The sequence below is a fragment of the Methyloversatilis sp. MC4-4 genome (assembly GCF_049843555.1).
Classification (GTDB): domain Bacteria; phylum Pseudomonadota; class Gammaproteobacteria; order Burkholderiales; family Rhodocyclaceae; genus Methyloversatilis; species Methyloversatilis discipulorum_B.
In genome coordinates this window covers 290,921-306,334 of sequence record NZ_JBBHZK010000001.1, presented here as the reverse complement: position 1 = coordinate 306,334, position 15,414 = coordinate 290,921, and the positions used below count along the sequence as shown (strand labels likewise).

General features: G+C 65.1%; 16 protein-coding genes. 12 read left to right on the top strand and 4 right to left on the bottom strand.

Translation table 11 applies throughout. From position 1 onward, the window contains the following. Positions 1 to 112: 112 nt before the first annotated feature. The 12 genes from WDZ97_RS01460 to WDZ97_RS01405 all read left to right on the top strand — a co-directional run bounded on the left by WDZ97_RS01460 (position 113) and on the right by WDZ97_RS01405 (position 11,402). Complete coding sequence (locus WDZ97_RS01460; protein WP_425761582.1) at positions 113 to 1,807, top strand: diguanylate cyclase; 1,695 nt, start codon at positions 113 to 115, stop codon at positions 1,805 to 1,807. A 332-nt stretch (positions 1,808 to 2,139) separates the two neighbouring features. After that, a complete protein-coding gene (locus WDZ97_RS01455) occupies positions 2,140 to 3,333 on the top strand; it encodes a flagellin (RefSeq protein WP_019917467.1) in 1,194 nt (397 codons plus the stop codon). 65 nt (positions 3,334 to 3,398) lie between these two features. Then, positions 3,399 to 3,749 carry a flagellar protein FlaG gene (locus tag WDZ97_RS01450; RefSeq protein ID WP_304002419.1) on the top strand — a complete coding sequence of 117 codons (351 nt, stop codon included), beginning with the start codon at positions 3,399 to 3,401 and terminating at the stop codon, positions 3,747 to 3,749. 10 nt (positions 3,750 to 3,759) lie between these two features. Continuing rightward, on the top strand, positions 3,760 to 5,175 hold the full coding sequence (gene fliD / locus WDZ97_RS01445; RefSeq protein ID WP_425761581.1) for a flagellar filament capping protein FliD: 1,416 nt from the start codon (positions 3,760 to 3,762) through the stop codon (positions 5,173 to 5,175). A gap of 73 nt (positions 5,176 to 5,248) precedes the next feature. Further along, on the top strand, positions 5,249 to 5,635 hold the full coding sequence (gene fliS, locus WDZ97_RS01440) for a flagellar export chaperone FliS (protein WP_368492619.1): 387 nt from the start codon (positions 5,249 to 5,251) through the stop codon (positions 5,633 to 5,635). A 145-nt stretch (positions 5,636 to 5,780) separates the two neighbouring features. After that, a complete protein-coding gene (locus tag WDZ97_RS01435; RefSeq protein WP_019917461.1) occupies positions 5,781 to 6,080 on the top strand; it encodes a flagellar protein FliT in 300 nt (99 codons plus the stop codon). A gap of 7 nt (positions 6,081 to 6,087) precedes the next feature. Next, a complete protein-coding gene (locus tag WDZ97_RS01430; RefSeq protein ID WP_425761580.1) occupies positions 6,088 to 7,329 on the top strand; it encodes a flagellar hook-length control protein FliK in 1,242 nt (413 codons plus the stop codon). After that, positions 7,329 to 7,631 (top strand): EscU/YscU/HrcU family type III secretion system export apparatus switch protein, encoded by a 303-nt coding sequence (locus WDZ97_RS01425; RefSeq protein WP_304002408.1) that lies wholly within the window; start codon positions 7,329 to 7,331, stop codon positions 7,629 to 7,631. The genes WDZ97_RS01430 and WDZ97_RS01425 overlap by 1 nt, the downstream gene beginning before the upstream one ends. A 57-nt stretch (positions 7,632 to 7,688) precedes the next feature. Then, positions 7,689 to 8,441: a flagellar brake protein gene (locus WDZ97_RS01420; RefSeq protein WP_304002405.1), complete on the top strand. Its 753-nt coding sequence runs from the start codon at positions 7,689 to 7,691 to the stop codon at positions 8,439 to 8,441. Between the two features lie 120 nt (positions 8,442 to 8,561). Beyond that, a complete protein-coding gene (locus WDZ97_RS01415; protein WP_425761579.1) occupies positions 8,562 to 9,446 on the top strand; it encodes a DUF4394 domain-containing protein in 885 nt (294 codons plus the stop codon). A 335-nt stretch (positions 9,447 to 9,781) separates the two neighbouring features. After that, on the top strand, positions 9,782 to 10,978 hold the full coding sequence (locus WDZ97_RS01410; protein WP_304002400.1) for a sensor histidine kinase: 1,197 nt from the start codon (positions 9,782 to 9,784) through the stop codon (positions 10,976 to 10,978). Beyond that, positions 10,959 to 11,402, top strand: coding sequence for a response regulator (locus tag WDZ97_RS01405; RefSeq protein WP_425761578.1), 444 nt, complete (start codon positions 10,959 to 10,961; stop codon positions 11,400 to 11,402). The genes WDZ97_RS01410 and WDZ97_RS01405 overlap by 20 nt, the downstream gene beginning before the upstream one ends. Before the next feature lie 41 nt (positions 11,403 to 11,443). Here WDZ97_RS01405 and WDZ97_RS01400 read toward each other — a convergent pair whose 3' ends face one another. The 4 genes from WDZ97_RS01400 to fliE form a co-directional block, all read right to left on the bottom strand. Further along, positions 11,444 to 12,799 (bottom strand): MBL fold metallo-hydrolase RNA specificity domain-containing protein, encoded by a 1,356-nt coding sequence (locus WDZ97_RS01400; RefSeq protein ID WP_425761577.1) that lies wholly within the window; start codon positions 12,797 to 12,799, stop codon positions 11,444 to 11,446. A 72-nt stretch (positions 12,800 to 12,871) separates the two neighbouring features. Continuing rightward, entirely contained in the window at positions 12,872 to 13,810 is a 939-nt protein-coding gene (locus WDZ97_RS01395; RefSeq protein ID WP_425761576.1) for a PEP-CTERM sorting domain-containing protein, read from the bottom strand. 34 nt (positions 13,811 to 13,844) lie between these two features. Beyond that, the gene (locus WDZ97_RS01390) at positions 13,845 to 14,642 is read right to left on the bottom strand and encodes a PEP-CTERM sorting domain-containing protein (protein WP_425761575.1); all 798 of its coding nucleotides are present in this window, start codon (positions 14,640 to 14,642) and stop codon (positions 13,845 to 13,847) included. A gap of 334 nt (positions 14,643 to 14,976) precedes the next feature. Continuing rightward, a complete protein-coding gene (gene fliE, locus WDZ97_RS01385; RefSeq protein ID WP_019917450.1) occupies positions 14,977 to 15,300 on the bottom strand; it encodes a flagellar hook-basal body complex protein FliE in 324 nt (107 codons plus the stop codon). Positions 15,301 to 15,414 lie beyond the last annotated feature (114 nt).

Below are 15,414 nucleotides of genomic sequence, written 5' to 3'. Positions count from 1 at the left end.
GGCAGGTCGATTGCCGTTGTTTGCCTTCGTTACAAACCGTTAACTCATTCCGCACATGTCAGACGCCATGCAGCCGCTCGAAATCGCTCGTGAAGCCCTGCGGCGGCTTGCCATGCGTCAATTGCAGCCGACGCCGGAGAACTATCGCGCGCTGTACCACGAGATCGCCGGCACCAAGCCGGAGGACCTCTTCCCCGAGCGTGCGCTGAAGCTGGTCTGCAGCACGCTGCCGCGGCTCAACCAGGCGCAGATCGAGTTCGTACAGCGTCTCGAAAGCGCGGTCACCAGCCGTAGCTGGTCGGCGATCAGCGGGTCGCTGGTCGGCCTGCTGCGTGCCCAGGCGGCACCGCAGCGCAAATGGACGGCGCTGCTCAAGGATGTGTTCAAGCAGCTCGAACGCAACCACGCGACGCTGACCTTCGCGCAGAAGCATCAGGCCATGCAGCAGGTGCTTGACGCGTCGAACGGCGAGCTCGATGCGCTGTACTCGCGCATGAGCGCGCTGGCCGACAAGTGGGAATCGGCCGAGGACGGCAAGGCCAGCTCGACCGTGCAGCTCGTCGCCGACAGCACCGCACCGACCGACAACAGCGACGCAGCACTGCGCGACCTGTTCGCGCGTACGCTCGAAGGCGTCGTGTCCAGCCTGCTCATTACCGCGCCGGAACTGCGCGACGAAGCGATCGAACTGGGCCAAGTACTGCGCGAAGTGCGCGACATGCGTGGCGTGGACGATCTTGCGTCGAAGCTGCGCAACCTGATCTACCGCCTGAACTGGGTGGTGGATGATCAGGCGGAAATCCGCACCGGCCTGCTTTCGCTGCTCGACCTGCTGCTGCGCAATATCAGCGATCTGGTCATCGACGACCGCTGGATGCGCGGCCAGATCGATGCGTTGCGCAACCTGTGCGATCACCCGATCAGTGCGCGCGAGCTCGACGAAGTCGAGCGCCGCCTGCGCGAGGTGATCGAACGCCAGGGCTCGCTGCGCGGCAATATCGACGACGCCAAGCACCAGATCAAACTGATGCTGGCCGGCTTCGTCGAGCAGTTGGGCAGCTTCACCGATGCCACGTCCGGCTTCGGCGACAAGATGGAAGGCTATGCGCGCAGCATTGCGGAAGCCGATGACATCGGCGCGCTGCAGGGCGTGATCGCCGACGTGATCACGGCAACGCACGAAATGCGCGCCACGACGGAACGTTCGCGCAACGAGGTCGACACCATGCGCGATCGCGTGCGTGCGGCCGAAGCCGAAATCGAACGTCTGCAGATCGAACTCGAACAGACCAGCGAGAAGATGCGCCACGACCCGCTGACCGGCGCGCTCAACCGCAAGGGTCTGGAAGAGTCCTATGCGAAAGAGGTTTCGCGCGCATCGCGCCGCGGCACCCAGCTCTGTCTGGCCGTGCTCGACATCGACAACTTCAAGCGCCTGAACGACACCTACGGCCACAACACCGGCGACGACGCGTTGCTGCATCTGGTGGCCACGGTGCGCGACTGCCTGCGTCCGCACGACACGCTGTCGCGTTATGGCGGCGAGGAGTTCGTCATACTGCTGCCGGAGACTTCGGTCGATGACTCCGTCGTCGTGCTGCAGCGACTGCAGCGTGAACTGACCAAGCGCTACTTCCTCGCCAACAATGACAAGCTGCTGATCACCTTCAGCGCAGGTGTCACCGTGGTGCAGCAGGACGAAGCCCAGAGTTCGGCGATCGAGCGCGCCGACGTCGCGATGTACCAGGCCAAGGCGACCGGCAAGAACCGCGTCGTCGTCGCACCGGGTAACGCAATCGCTGCCTGAGCGCCGCTGCGTCACCTGCGCAGCGGCAATCACAATTGGTAACAGTTGAAATCAAGCGCTGACGCGGCTTTCCGGGCGAATTTCACGCCATCCCCAAAGCACAAGGCACTCTTCGGGGCAACCCTAAAGTTTTTGCCCCTCGAACCTACACCGCAGCGGCAAGCCATTTCGCAATGCCTGCGCCTGAAAGCCACGAGCACAAAGGCTTTCATTGAGATAGCGGCCTAAAGTTTTCTCTCCCCTCTCCGTTACTTGAATCATCGGCGACATCAACATCGGGTCATGCAACCCAGGGCGCCGTAACTACACCACTTCGTGACAGGAGAAAGAAAATGCCGCAAATCATCAACACCAACGTTGCCTCGCTCACCGCTCAGCGCAACCTCAATTCCTCGCAGAATTCGCTCGCCACTTCGCTGCAGCGTCTGTCGTCCGGTCTGCGCATCAACAGCGCCCGTGACGATGCCGCTGGTCTGGCGATTTCGCAGCGCATGAACGCCCAGGTCAAGTCGCTGAACCAGGCTGCCCGTAACGCCAGCGACGGTATCTCGATGATCCAGACCGCTGAAGGCGGCATGTCGCAGATCCAGGACATGCTCATCCGCATGAAGGAACTGGCGACCCAGGGTTCGAACTCGACGCTGGCCGACGCAGAGCGCTCCTTCATCGCCGACGAAATGACCCAGCTGCGCGACGAGATCAACAACATCTCGACCCGTACCAAGTTCAACGGCCAGCAGCTGCTGAATGGTTCCTTCGGCAAGGCACTCGACACCACCTCGACCGTGCAGGGCGGTTTCAACCTGGCCACTTCCGGCACCGCCGCAGTGACCAAGGTCGACATCACCGGCGCCGCCGCAGGCACGACCTTCACCTTCGCCGACGCCAACACCGGCGAACTGACGCTGTCGGACGGCACGAACTCGCAGATGATCGACATCACCGCCTTGGCGCTGACCGCAGGCCAATCGTACGAGCTGAACTACAACGAGCTCGGCGTGAAGGTGACGATCAAGGCTTCGGGTGCTGAGACCGGCGCCAACATCGCTGCCGACCTCGACGCTGGCACCATCATCACGACCGCTGCCACTGGCGCTGAAATCCAGGTCGGTGCTGACGACGCTGCCGACAACCGCCTGACGCTCACCTTCGGCGACACGCGTATCAACGCCACGTCGGCCGACGCCCGCATGGTTGCCCTGGACACCGACATCACCGCCTTCACCGGCGCCACCACGGCCGCCAACTCGCAGGCGCTGCTGACCTCGGTCGAAGACGCACTGACCTACGTGTCGGAACAGCGTGCCGCCCTCGGTGCCCAGCAGAACCGCCTCGACTACACCGTGGCCAACCTGCAGACGCAAGCGGAAAACATCTCCGCCTCGAAGAGCCGCATCACCGACGCGGACTTCGCTGCCGAAACCGCCAACCTGACCCGCGCGCAGATCCTGCAGCAGGCAGGTACCGCGATGCTGGCGCAAGCCAACTCGCTGCCGCAGAACGTGCTGAGCCTGCTCCGCGGCTGATCGCGTAAGGCAGTAATGAGGGGGCGCGGGCGACCGCGCCCCCCACCCAGCATAGGGAGAACATCATGGCCATACAGCCTATCCCGAACAGCGCAACGATCTCTGCCCCGGGCGTCCAGGCGACCACCGGGGCAAAGCCCGTTATGCCGGAGAGCAAGAAGGCGGAAGCACCACCCAGCGAGGCGGCGCTCAGCAACGAACAGATCGAACAGACGGTGGACGAGATTCGTCGCAAGATCGAACCGGTGGCACAGAACCTGCTATTCACGATCGACAAAGACACAGGGAAAACCATCGTGCGGCTGATCGACTCGACCACCAAGGAAGTACTGCGGCAGATTCCTTCCGAAGAACTGATTGCGATTGCGCGGTCGCTCGGCAAGAGCCAGAGTGGACTGATCGAACGCAAGGCCTGAGGAGACTGCCATGGCATCGTCGCTCGCATTCGGTACCAACCTGGACATCAGCTCCATCGTCACGCAGCTGATGACGGTCGAGCAGCGTCCGCTCACGCTGCTCGCGGAAAAGCAGGCCAAGCTCGAAACGAAGATTTCCAGCTACGGCATGATCAAGGGCGCGATGTCCACGCTGCAGACGGCAGCGGAAGCACTCGGCAAGGCGGAAATCTTTGCCTCCCGCAAGGCAACGATTGCCGACAGCGCGGTGGCAACGGTTGCCGCCTCGACTACGGCGACGCCCGGCAACTATTCAATCGAGGTGAGCAGCCTGGCCCGCGCGCAGGTCACCGCGTCGACGGCCTTCGCCGGCGGCAGCACCGCGAACGTCGGCAGCGGCACGCTGACCATCGAACTGGGCAGCTACAGCGGCGGCGCATTCACCGCGAACCCGGACAAGACAGCGGTCAACATCGACATTTCCAGCGGTGCTGCCACGCTCGCTGACGTGCGTGACGCGATCAACGCGGCCGACGCAGGCGTGACGGCATCCCTGCTCAACGACGGCACCGGCACCCGCCTCGTGCTGACCTCGCAGGATGGCGGCACCGCGAATACCGTACGCATCACCGCCGCCGACGATGACGGCAACAACACCGACAACGCAGGCCTGTCGCGGCTGATCTATGACGCCTCGACTGGCGGCACCTCCAATCTTGCGGAGAAGGTGACCGCTTCGGATGCCGTGCTCAAGATCAATGGCATCGATGTCACCTCGAGCAGCAACACGCTGACCGACACCATCGAAGGCGTCACGCTGACGCTGAAAAGCACCAACGTCGGCACCCCGACGACACTGACGGTCGGCGCCGATTACACCGGCGCGAAGAGCGCCATCGAAAAGCTGGTCAAGAGCTACAACGACGCCATCCTGACCATCAAGAATCAGACGTCTTACAACACGACCACGCAGACCGGTGCGGCACTGAACGGCGAGAGCACCGTGCTCAGCCTGCGCTCGCGTCTCGCCTCGGCCGTCACCGAAGAGATTGCCCCGGGTGTTTCGCTGGGCAGCATCGGTGTGTCGGTGCAGAAGGACGGCTCGCTGAAGATCGACTCCGACAAGCTCACCACGGCGCTGGAGAGCGGCGCCGCCAAGTCGCTGTTCATGGGCAGTACCGGTGTGACCGGTCTGGCGTCCAAGATCGACTCGATGATCTCGTCCGTGATCGACGACGATGGCCTCATCGGCAACCGTCTCGAAGGCATGGAAGAGACGAAGAAGGCGATGAACCGCCAGCGCGACGCGCTGAACGTTCGCATGGAACAGATCGAGGCCCGCTACCGCCGACAGTTCACCGCGCTCGATTCGCTGATCAGCAGCATGAACACGACCAGTACCTTCCTTACACAACAACTCGCCAGCCTGCCGACCTATTCGAGCTGACAGAGCGGCGGACGATACAGCCATCCTCTAACGGGACCAGAACATCATGTTTGCATCACTTTCCAACCCGCGCATGGCCTACAACCAGGTCGGCGTCGAGGCACGCGTGGCCAGCGCCGATCCGCACCAGCTCATCCTGATGCTGTTCGACGGCGCGATGATGTCGGTATCGACCGCCAGCCACCAGATCGACATGGGCGACACTGCGGGCAAGGGTCAGTCGATCTCGCGTGCGATCGACATCATCGGCAACGGCCTCAAGGTCAGCCTGGATCTGGAAGCAGGCGGCGAACTCGCGCAACGCCTGTACGCGCTCTACGACTACATGTGCGTGCGCCTGCTGCACGCCAACTCGCAGAACGACAAGGCCGCGCTCGATGAAGTGGCCCACCTGCTGGGCGAGTTGAAGGGCGCCTGGGAGGACATCCGGCAAAAACTGGTCCAAGGGGCGCCGGTCTGACCGGCAAACCGGGAAAATAGAAAGGTAAAAGGCGTCTACATGCACGCCTCGGAGCACGGGGTCCGCTGTAGTCTTTACACACCATTCACCGCCGGCCGAACGACGGAACTGCCGCGGCGACACTTACGCAAAACGGCCTGATCACATGAACTCTCTGTCACTGCTCGAAAACATGCGTCAGATCTCCAGCGACATGGTGGAGGCCGCGCGCGCGAACGACTGGGACCGTCTGGTCAATCTCGAACAGGCCGTCGCCTCGATGCGCAGCCGCCTCGCCGACAACGACGAGCCGGTGTCCTCGCCGGCCGAGCGTGCGCGCAAGTTCGACCTGATGAAGCAGATTCTCGCCGACGATGCCGAAGTGCGCCGTCACGTCGAACCGTGGATGCAGCAGGTCACCAGCTATCTGGGAAAGCTGCCGGCGGGCACGGCAGACAACGGCTGAGCACACCATGAACAACCTGCTGCCAGGGCTCGCACAGCGTCTGGCGGCGCTGACGCGCGAATCGGTCCAGACCACCGGCCCGATCGCTGCGCTTTCCGACCAGCTGCCCGAGTTCGAGCCGGGCGAACGCTACACCGCACGCATCCTGCAGAATCTGCGCGATGGTCTGGCCCGCGCCGACGTGGGTGGACAGACGGTCACCCTGCGCCTGCCACAGACCATTCCCGAAGGCCGTACCGTTGCGCTGACGCACGTGGCCCGCAGCGCACAGACGCTGGTGGCCACGCTCGACGGTGACAACGCGGCGCCGACCGACGGCGATGCGCCGGCTGACAATGCCGGCAGCCCGGTACGCCTGAGCGTGCCGGCCCGCACCATCGCCGGACTGCTCGACAGTCCGGAGCCGCAGCCGACCCGACTCGCCAGTGGAAAGCCGATGATAGATCCGGCCGCCATGCTGAGCGCGGCCACCGGCACGCTCGAAAACGACGCCACACCGCAGATCGCCAGCCGTCTGGCGCAGGCGATCGGCACCAGCGGGCTGTTCTACGAATCGCATCAGGCGCAGTGGGTCAGTGGCGAACGGCCGCTCGAATCGACCGCAGCCGAGCCGCAGCGCGCCTTCGACCCCGAGAAACCGGCGCCACGCGCCGGCCTGCCAGTCGCGCAATCGGCAGCGACCGACGACACGCCGGAACCCGGACAGGTCGCAGACAGCACGATCAGCGCTCGCGCCGACGACGAATCGATGCCGGACACCGGCACCCTGCGCAGCGACACCGGCGTGCGCGAACGCGCCGAAGCGGCCAAGGCCGATACCGGCCCGCCCGCCGAACTGCGGCCGCTGGTGCAGAACCAGCTGCTCGGCCTGTCCCAGCACACGCTGGCCTGGGAAGGTCTGGCCTGGCCGGGGCAGACGATGAAGATCGAGATCGACGACCCTGAGCCTCAGCGTCATGGCGAACCGGGCACCGAAGGTGACAGCACGCCGGAAGTCCCGTGGACATCCCGGGTACGGCTGGTCCTGCCGGGCCTGGGCGAGGTCGAAACCTCGCTCACGCTGTGGAAGGACCATGGACTGACGCTGGGCATATCGGCCGACGACGATGCACGCCTGCGCATGGGCACCGCTCTGCTCGACCTGCAGCAGCGCATGACCGATGCCGGACTGCGCCTGGGCAGCGTGAACTTCAGCCAGCTGGACGAGGCGCTTGCCGCCCTGCCCGACGACGGCGAGAGCAGCGTCTGATGAACACCTCTCCGCGCGCCCAGGCCGTTGCGCTCGCCTACGGTGCCGGCGACGCCGCGCCGCGTGTCGTCGCCAAGGGGCGCGGCATGGTGGCCGACGAAATCATCCGCCGCGCGCGCGAAGCGGGCGTTTTCGTGCATGAATCGCGCGAGATGGTGTCGCTGCTGATGGGACTGGATCTGGACCAGCGCATTCCGCCCGAACTCTATGTCGCGGTCGCCGAACTGCTGGCCTGGATCTACCGCATCGAGAAGGGAATGACCGACGTTCCGGCGCCAGCCGTTAAACTGCCATCTGATTGAATTCGTGCCCGGTGCGCCGCCGCACCGGGTGATTGCCCATAGACAGGGATGCACCCAATGACCGAGAACATCCGGTTCGATCTGCTGGAAGCAGACGATTTCGCACGCTACGTGCTCGACGGCCAGACCGATATCGCCTTTTACCTGCGCGCCATGCGGGATCGCCGCGTCAATCTGTCCGTCTATGCCGGCCGCGCGCCCGACCCCTTTCTGACCGCCGTACTGGCCGTCGACGACGCACGCGGCGTGGTCGTACTGGACGCACCGCGTGACCCGGCGCAACTCGAACAGGCGGTGAAGGCGTCACCACTGGTTTTCCTGACCTCGCTCGAGAAGGTGAAGGTGCAGTTCATGGTCGGCCAGTGCGCCGCAATCGAGCACGAAGGTCATCCGGCGCTGGAAATCCCCTTCCCGACGCGCATGCTGCGATTGCAGCGGCGCGACTACTACCGCCTCATCCTGCCGCCTAACCCGCCGCTGCGCTGTCTGTTGCCGGCCGGCGACGGCGAGGGGCGCATGGTTGAAGCCACCGTGGTGGACATTTCCGGCGGCGGTCTCGCCGTCGTCGCGCCACCGAGCGGCGTCGAACTGAAGGTCGACAGCGTGATCGACAACTGCCAGATCACGCTGCCCGAGATCGGCACCATCACCGCGACGCTGCAGGTGCGCAACATGTTCCGCGTCACCGAGCGCGGCGGCAGCGAGCTGCGTGCCGGCTGCCAGTTCATCGGCCTGCCCGGTGCCGCCGACGCGCTGATCCAGCGCTACATCCTGCGCATGGAAAGAGAGCGCAACGCGCGCGAAATCTGACCGGCGCGGCCGGATGAATTTTCGGTGACAGCTGCATCCATGCGGCCCCCTCCTGTGTAGAGCGGGTGACGACTCACTCTGGTGACGCGTCCTCCCCTACTTTTTCAGGAAAGGTCAGACATGTCAGCACGCACCCTCACCGTCCTCGCCGCCGCCCTCACTCTGTCCGGCACCGCGGCCCACGCAGCCGATTTCGTCGGTCTCACCACCGGCAACCAGATCGGCATGTTCAGCAGCGGCAACGCCAGCAGCGCCAGCTTCATGTCCATCACCGGGCTGGGCAGTGGCGAACGCATCCTCGGCATCGACCTGCGCCCGAGCGACAACATGATCTACGGCGTCAGCAGCCTGAACCGCATCTACGCGCTGGACGTCACGACGGGGGCCGCCAGCTTCGTGTCGGCACTCGACATCCCGCTGGTCAATCCTTCGCTGTCCTACGGCATCGACTTCAACCCGGTGGCCGACTTCGCAGGCGCAGCCTCACTGCGCCTGGTGAGCCAGACCGGCAGCAATCTGGCCATCAACGCGAACACGGGCGTGGTCGGCAACGCCGCCAGCGTCATCCCGGGCGGCATCACGGCCGTCGCCTACTCCAACTCCGATGCTTCGCAATCCAGTGGCCCGGCGAGCACGGCGCTGTATTACATCGACACGGCGACCGACACGCTGCATTTCGCACCTGGCGCCTTCAATGCGCCGACCATCAGCCAGGTCGGATCGCTGGGTGTTGCCGGCAACGTGATCGGTGCCAACGGCTTCGAGATCGACGCGATGGGCATGGGCTGGGCCGCTCTGACGCTGGACAACGGCGACAGCGGTCTCTACTCGATCAACCTGATGACCGGGCTGGCCACCTTCAATGGCGCACTCAACGCCAACCTGCGCGGCCTGACCTCGGCGCCGTTCATGGCACCCGTCCCCGAACCTGAAACGTACGCGATGCTGCTGGCCGGCCTCGCGCTGATCGGTGCGATCGCACGCCGACGCATGCCACGCCTCTGAATCGCCGCCGACCGGCGATCATCATGACCCAGCCTCACGCCGGGCCGTCCCGCCCGGCGTGAGACTGGGCGCGCGTCTTGTCGCACTCCACCGCAGTCGCAGCAAACGCTGCGAGCGCACTGCGCCCGTGCCCGGTCAGCACCGCTCGTACACCGCGAGATCCAGACTCGCTGCCCCGACCCTGGCCGCACGGAAACCCCGTGCCGCATCACGCTGTCACAGCGACCGACCACACTGATGGGTGAACGCGCACGCCTCCGGTAGTGCGCGGGCTATAGTGCGCTCGTCAACGCGAGCGTTCGGGCGATGCGCGACGTCTTCGGAGCGGCAGCACCATGACGGAACTGAACACCCTTCTTCCACACGGCTACTGCTTTTCGTGGCAACGCGATCTGCTGCTGCTGCACGTGCTGTCAGACACGCTGATCGCGCTGGCCTACTTCACGATACCGGTCACGCTGTGGGTGTTCGTGCGGAGGCGTGCCGATCTCGGCTTCCGGTCGGCCTTCGTCATGTTCGGCGTGTTCATCATGGCCTGCGGCGTGACCCACGTGATGGACGTGTGGACGCTGTGGAACCCCGATTTCTGGCTGGACGGCTGGATACGCGCCTTCACCGCGGTGGTGTCGCTGGCCACCGCAGTGCTGCTGTGGCGACTGATTCCACTGGCGCTCGCCCTGCCCTCGCCCGACAGCCTGCGTCGCGCCAACGAGGAACTGCGGGCCGAAATCGAGCGCCGGCAACAGTCCGAAGCGCAGTTGCAGGCGATGAACGAAAGGATGCGCCTGCAGATCGAGGAACTGGAAGCAGTGTCCTATGCCATCGCGCACGACGTGCGTGGCCCGCTGCGCCACATCGACGGTTTTGCGCGCGTACTCGGCGATCGCCTCGGCGTCATCGACACCGAACCGGCCTCGCTGAGCTATCTGCAGCGCATCCGCGCCTCGGTGCGGCATCTGAGCGACATCGTCGAAGGACTGCTTGCATTCTCCCGCGCGAGCCGCGCCGAGATGCATCTCGAACGTTGCGATACGCGCGCCCTGGTCGACGACGTGCTCGAAGAGTTGGCGCCCGAACTCGACGGACGCGAGCTCGATATCAGCATCGGTGAGCTGCCGCGCATTCGCGCCGACCGGACCTTGATGTTCCAGGTTTTCTACAACCTGATCGCCAATGCCGTGAAGTACACGCGAGGCCGCAACCCGGCTCGCATCCACATCGAATGCGAGCGCGACAACGATGGCCAATACACCTTCCACGTGCGCGACAACGGCGCCGGCTTCGACATGAAATACGCCGGCAAGCTGTTCGGGGTATTCCAGCGGCTGCATCACGCCGCCGAATTCGAAGGCACCGGCATCGGACTTGCGAACGTCAAGCGCATCGTCGATCGGCACGGCGGCCGCATCTGGGCGGAGGCCGTGCCAGGTCAGGGCGCCAGCTTCCACTTCACCCTTCCCACCCCATCCGACCCACCCCCGGCCGACGCCACCCACCCTACGGGAGCCAACGATGTCGCTGCACTTGCGTGAAATCCTTGTCGTCGATGACAACGACAATGACGTCGAACTGATGCTGCTCGGCCTGCGCGTGCTGAATCTGGCGAACGAAATTGTCGTCGTACGCGACGGTGCGGAAGGGCTGGACTACCTCTACAAGCGCGGCAGCTACGCCGACCGCAGCGGCGAGGTGCCGCTTTTCGTGCTGCTGGACCTGCACATGCCGCGCATGGACGGCATCGAAATGCTGACCGAACTGCGCGCCGACGAAGACATGCGTGCGCTGCCCGTCATCATCATGAGTTCATCGAAGGAAGACCCCGACCTGCGTCGATGCTACAGCCTGGGCATCAACGCCTATGTCGTGAAGCCGGTCGATTTCGATCAGTTCTCGCGCACGGTGACGCAGATGGGCGTGTTCTGGGCGCTGATCAACGAACCGCCGCCAGTTGTCTGAGCACCGCGGAGCGGCTCCAATCTCGGCCGACGGGCATCTGTTCAATCAAGGTCGAACTCCTCGTCCTGCTCCGGGACCTGCGCTGACCACGCGAGCTCGTGCTCGAGCTTCTGCCGCAGGCTGTCAGCGGCGACCGGCTCGCCGTGCGTGACGAACACGCGCTGCGGAGCGCGATCGACCGGACGCAGCCACTCGAGTATTTCTTTCCAGTCGGCATGCGCCGACAGGCCTTCGACCTGTGCCACCTCGCACGCTATCGGTACATCGCGACCGAAGATGCGCAGGCTGCGCTTGCCCTTGAGCAGCGCGTCGCCACGCGTGCCTTCGGCCTGGTAACCGGCGATCACCACCGCATTTCGCGGGTCGGCTCCGAAGGCGATCAGGTGGTGCAGAATGCGGCCGCCGTTGAGCATGCCGGCGCCGGCGATGATGATCTTCGGGTAGCGGTTGGACGCCAGCGCTTCCGACTCCTCCGGCGAGCGCGTGTAGGTGACCATGGCATGCAGCCGGTCGCAGGCATCCTGGGTCAGCCGATGCTCGCTGCGGAAGTGACGGAACACGCCGGTCACGTCGATCGCCATCGGGCTGTCGAGGAAGACCGGAAGTTCGGGGATGCGGTGTTCGTCCATCAGGCGCGACAGCAGGTACATCAGCGCCTGCGAACGACCGACCGCGAACGAAGGCAGCAGCACGGTACCGCCGCGCGCAGCGGTGCGGTTCACGATGCCGGCCAGCGTTTCGTACGGATCTTCGTCCGGGTGCAGGCGGTCGCCATAGGTCGATTCGAGCACCAGCCAGTCGGTGGCGGCGAGACGGTCCGGCGCGTGCATGACCGGATCGTCCGGACGCCCGAGATCGCCGCTGAACGTGATGCTGCGACCGGCGCAGTCGACGCGCACGCTGGCCGCACCGAGAATGTGGCCGGCGCGCGTGAAGGTGATACGGAAGGGCCCGATCTCCACCGGCTCGTCGAAACCCGCGCTGCGGAACTGTTTCATCACCTGCCGCGCGTCGTCCGAGGTGTAAAGCGGCTCCGCCGGGTGGTGCTTGCTGTAGCCGTAGCGGTTGGCGTGACGGGCGTCCTCCTCCTGCAGATGGGCGCTGTCTTCGAGCAGGATGTCGACCAGTTCGCGGGTGGCCGAAGTCGACCATACCGGGCCGCGAAAGCCCTCTCGCATCAGTCGTGGCAGGAAGCCGGAATGATCGAGGTGGGCATGCGTCAGCACCACCGCCTCGATATCGCGCGGCGCGATCGGAAAGGGCTTCCAGTTGCGACTGCGGATGTTCTTCACGCCCTGGAACAGGCCGCAGTCGACGAGCAGGCGATGACCGCCATGCGTCAGCAGGTAGCGCGAACCGGTGACCGTACCGGCCGCGCCGAGAAAGCGGATTTTCATGATGGACGTTTCCTCCGGCGGTCAGTGTAACGCCGCACCTGCGTGCCGGATGAGAGCGACGCCCGCGTCCGCTCACCTGCGCCCGGCTTCTGCCAGGCAGATGCGCCGGCGCCGTCTCCCGACCGCGACGACGCCGACACCGCTCAGCAGTAGCGCCCAGCCGGCCGGTTCCGGCACCACCGACACCTGCCAGCCGATGTCGGCGAAACCGGCATAGTCGAGCGCAGTCGGCAGCTGGCGCTCGCCGGCAGGCGTGCTCGGATCCATCATCGTTTCCTGCAGCACGCCGTCGCGCAGGCTGTACGTACCCTCGGCCCAGTGGCTGCCGTAGCGGTCCAGCGGCACGCCACCGCCGTAGGCCGCGACCGCGTTCGCGCCGACGAACAGCCCGCTGTCCAGATCGACATTGGCATACCACGCGTCGGCTTCGCCGAAGCCGAGAATGTGCCCGATCTCATGCGTCGCGGTGGTCAGGAAGTCGGGCCGGCCGGCAGTCAGACTGCCGGCGTCCGGGCCGAAGTACCAGTCGTTGCTGGCGTTGAACCAGATGTAGCCCCCCCAGGTGGCATAGTCGGTCCCCTGCGCCACACCGGCCTGCCCGCGCGTCGTCACCGCGTCGACGAAAGCCGCGTCACCGCTGACCTGCAGGTTTGATCCGGTGCCGGCGAAGCCGAGCACGCCGGGCGCACTCGGCGAGCCGCCGACGTAAATGCGCAGCGTGTCGGCAGCGATCGTTTCGTTCACCAGCGTCACGCCCGGGCCGCCGAGGCTGGGATGCACGAAGGACACCGACCAGTTGTCACCCGCTCCGGGTGCGATGGCAGTCAGCGTGTCGGTGAAACCACCGTAGAACGACCCGGCAAGGTCGAGCAGTGCGCGACGCTCGGCCAGCGGCTCGCCGGTCGCCAGATCGGTGAAGAAGCCGCGCGTGTCGTAGCGGTAGTCGAACTCGATCTGCAGTGCCGACACCGCATTCGGAACGCCGGCGGACAGCGCCAGGGCGAGCGCCATGCGAGCGCTCCGCCGGTGAACTCTGCATGCACGTTCAGCCACGGCGTCCGCTCCCCCGCGATGTTCGACGCTGCGTCCTCGCGCGCAACACGATCAGGCCGGCGAGCATGAGCGCCGCAGCGCCCGGCTCCGGCACCGGCGACAGCGGCGTCACCGAACCGACGCCTGCGCCATACACACCCTGCAGCGCAGCGCGAGTGGCCGCGTCGAGCGGGAAAACCGGACCTTCGTAAGACAGCAATGCAGCGGGTCCGACCGTGACCGGATCGTCGTTGACGTAGTGCCCCATGCCGAGCGAATGACCCAGCTCGTGCTGGGCGACCGCGTAGAACCAGAGCGGCGTCCAGTCATTGCCGAAGCGTCCGGCATTGAACACGATATCGCCGGCCAGACCGCTGTCCGGCGAGAACGGGAAATAGGCATAGGCATTCGCGTCGGCGATGTGCGCCACCTGTCCGACGCGGATGTCGGCCAGCCCGGTCGGGTCGTACTCACCGGTTTCCGGCAGCGGTCCGCCGTCGGTCACCTCAACGAAATGGATGGGCAGTACCGCGGCGTAGTCCCACAGCGCCAGTTCGAACGCGCTGCGCAACAGCGACACGGGCAGCGGCGCGCCGGTCGCGCCGTCGAGCAGACTGCCGTCAAACAGATTGCCGAAACTGTAGGTCAGCGTGATGGCGCTGCCCGGCCCGTCCGGCTGTGCCCAGGCGGCGTACATCGGGAAGTGGCCGGCGGACGCCGGTGCCGCCATGCACAGCGCAATCAGGCTGCATGCGGCAGTGCGCCGCAGCACGCGAACGGCCGGCAGCGTCACGTTGATCGGTACTGACATCGGATACCTCTGCAATCGGATCGGTGGTGCGTGCACCACCGACGAAGGACGAAGAGGCTGGCAACGCGGCTCCAGGGCGAGCGCGGCTGGCGACGGATGGACGCGGAGGCTTGCGGGGCGGCGGACGCCGACGGGCTGGCGGAACTGCGGTCGGAACGGCAATGCGGATGTGTCGTTCCGGAATACCCCGGCCGGCGCGAAGAACCGACACTCAGGTTCGATGAGCTTCGTTCAAACGAGAACTGTTGTCAATTGCCGGAGAGTGCCGGCGCGAGCCGGGCGAAAAAAAACCGGCCTTGCGGCCGGTCCCTGTCGACGTCGTGCACCTCGGCGCTCAGACGCTCATGTTCATGATGTCCTGGTAGGCATTCACCAGCTTGTTGCGCACCTGCACCATCTGCTGGAAAGACAGGCTGGCCTTCTGCGACGCGATCATCACGTCCTGCAGGTTGGCTTCGGTATTGCTGCCGGTGATGAAACCTTCCGACATTTTCTGCGCTTCCTGCTGCGCCGCATTGACCTGTTCGATCGCGTTCTTCAGCGCCTCGCCGAAGTCGGCGCCGCCGGACGCCGCATCGACCTTGCCGACCGGCTTGTTCGCCGCGGTCTGCGCGGTCGAGCGCAGCTCGGTAATCATCTGGTTGAGGCTGGTGTTCATGCAGTTTCTCCTGTGCCCGCCGGCAAAAAATGCCGGTTACGGACTGTCCGCCGGGGCAATTTCGGCGTTCATGACCTGTTCAGCCGTTTCCTTGCAATAACCGGGCCAATCAGG